The organism is Flavobacterium seoulense (assembly GCF_000695795.1).
GTDB lineage: Bacteria > Bacteroidota > Bacteroidia > Flavobacteriales > Flavobacteriaceae > Flavobacterium > Flavobacterium seoulense.
This window is the reverse complement of sequence record NZ_JNCA01000046.1, coordinates 1-2,895: the sequence shown is the minus strand read 5'-3', so window position 1 is coordinate 2,895 and position 2,895 is coordinate 1. Positions and strand designations below refer to the sequence as shown.

The 2,895-nt window shown below is 28.6% G+C and carries 1 protein-coding gene; it reads right to left on the bottom strand.

Features of this window, described 5'->3' with window-relative positions; translation table 11 throughout:
• Positions 1-338: 338 nt before the first annotated feature.
• Entirely contained in the window at positions 339-2,462 is a 2,124-nt protein-coding gene (locus FEM21_RS15965) for an outer membrane beta-barrel family protein (RefSeq protein ID WP_035662694.1), read from the bottom strand.
• Positions 2,463-2,895: the final 433 nt, after the last annotated feature.

Here is a 2,895-nt window from a genome sequence, read left to right as displayed (position 1 = left end):
GTAGATACATTTTTATGTAAAATAAAAAAGGTTTAAAGCAATGTCTTAAACCTTTTTACCTTTTTTAATATAATGGATGGTTGTAAACTAATTCAAAAAATAGGTTTTGAATTCTTCTAATTCCGAACGGGATTCGGAAAAGTTAAAAAACCATTTTGCCAGTTTTTCAATTTCTGAAGGGGTCAATGTATGAATTGCTTTTTGCAATTCTCTAGAAAACAGTAAGGAGTCAAAACTCACTTTTTCTAATATTAAAATACTATAGTCTAACATGATGATAATGAATTAAGATTAATAATTACTAGCGTTCTTAATAATGAAATAATGAACGGTTTATTTTAAATTCGATAAGTAAGGGCTAATGTTGCTACACGGCTATCAAGATTGTATCTTTTGTCAATATTCGTTAGTCCAATATCTGAATGGATGTTGAAATTTTTTGTTTTGAAAACATCGGTAATATTAAATTTGATACTTCCTTTTTTTGCCAAAACCTGTTTTGAAATTCCAACGCTAAAATCAAAGAAATCGTCTCTCACAAAAACTCCGACATTTGATTTTGACTGATATTGTGCATTGGCTTCGGCTTTCCAGCTTTCACTAATAGTAAATGAATTTTGAAGGTTTAAATTATAAGTTACTATAGGTGTTATTGCATTAGCATTAGCAGTATTTCCGGAAAATCTATTTTCGAAAATATTAAATAATGTATTTAAGGACCACCATTTGTAAAAATTGGTTGTATTAGTAATGTTAGCACCATAATTATACGATTTGTCAATGTTTACTTGTGTTGTTACCGTTGTATTATTGTCAGGATTGTAGAGGTAAACCTCTGTAAATACATCTTTAGTCTGGTTAAAATAAAGCGATGCCATAAGAAGATTTTTCCAGCTGTAGCCTATTTCGGCAGAGTTAGCAATCTCCGGAACTAAATTTGGATTTCCCTGATAATAGTTAAAAGGGTCATTATAAAAACGGAAAGGATTTAATTCGAACTGATCAGGTCTGTTAATTCTTCTACTGTATGAAGTGTGAAACGAATGGTTTTCGTTAACCTCATACTTCATAGAAAGACTAGGAAACCACTTTAAATAATCGCTTTTATTGTTGGTATTTAATGTTTTTTGAATGATATCAATAGCAGTAAATTCTGTGCGGATACCTGCCTGAATATTGAAATTATCTATTTGGTATTTATAATTTACATAAGCAGCATGAATTTGTTCTTTGTAAACAAAATGATTAGTAGAACTGGCATCTACTTCCCATTGATTGTTTTGATAAAACTCATAAACAGAAGGATTATCATTATTTTTAATACTTGATTTAAACCCCCATTCAATGTTTTGCTTTTCTTTTATTGGATTATTGAAGTCAATTTTTGCTGTAAAAACTTCTAATTTGGATGGAATTAAACCTCTTCGGTCGTCAGTAATAATTGAAGAATTAGTAATTTGATTTTTTGCACTCTGAAATTGATTCGATCTAAATTTAGAAGTCTCATATTCTATGTCAAAAGACATATTTTTTCCTTCAGAATTGAATTTATGAACTCCGGAAAAGGCATAAGTATAATCATTCCATTTCTCTTTATTGTTATTATAAGTTATGGCATCATATTCTGGCTGATTGAGTTGATTGAGTAAGATATTCTTACCGTTAGCTATATTGTCATAGCGACCAATTTTAGCATCAATCGAAAATTCTAAATTGGTTTTAGATGAAATTTCATATTGAGTTCCAATTTTAAAATTGTTGGAAGTAAGCGGTTCATTTGTAATCGACGATTGATGATTTGTTGTCGCTATTTCTTGTTTTGTAGCATCCTGAAATTGAATCTGGTCGAAATTTTTACGTTCTTCTTCTCCTCTAAAAGTATAACTGTAATTACCATAAATATTAAATTTATCCTTGTTGTAACTCAGATTCAAGCCAGAATTAGTCCTGTTTTTTCTACTACGTGCATAGTTAGTAAAAGCGGTTCCTTTTAATCCTGATGCTCTCGATTTTTTCATTATAATATTGATGATTCCTGCTTTTCCGGCAGCATCATATTTTGATGACGGATTAGTAATTACTTCAATTTGTTTAATATTTGATGAGGTTGTCGATTTTAAATAATTAGCTAATTCTTTTTGTGAAAGCTGAGTAAGTTTTCCATCAATCATTACGCTAACCCCCTTTTGACCTCTAACAGCCAAATCACCATCTTGCGAAACAACAACGCCTGGAGCACGAGCCAAAACATCCAGTGCTGTTCCTCCTTCAGAAACGATACTGTTTTCGACATTAAATATCATTTTGTCTGATTTTTGAACATAAGTTTCTTTCTTTTTTACAATAATCACTTCGTCCAAATCATTGACGTAAGTTTTTACAATGCTGTCATTTTTCTTTTCAGTTTGAGAAAAACCATAAATAGAAAAACTAAGCAGGAGGGATGTTAAAATATTTTTCATTGTAATTGTTAAAATTTTAGAATCATAAACAAATTTTTAATGATTCAATGAGGTAAAATGATAATTGCTATAGTTAGCTTTTAAGCCACAAATATAAGTTTGTTTATAATAAATCTAAATAAAAATAATTGTTAATTCTTTAATAAAAGGTTTAAATAATTGGTTTCTAATATATTCTGTATGTCAAAATATGCTATTTGAATTGAGTTTAATTTTCACATAGGATATTTATGAATTTATCTTTAGTAGGAAAATAGTTATTTTCAAATAAGGAGTAAGATGCTGCATTTAAGTTTTTTATAAATCAATAATTATTTTTATTTAGAATAATTTAATATAATATTGTTTAGAATGTTTTTAAATAATACTTTTGTGCCGAATTTAACGAAATCAATTTTAAGATAATGCGTGCAAAAAGTGTAATAGTTTTAGT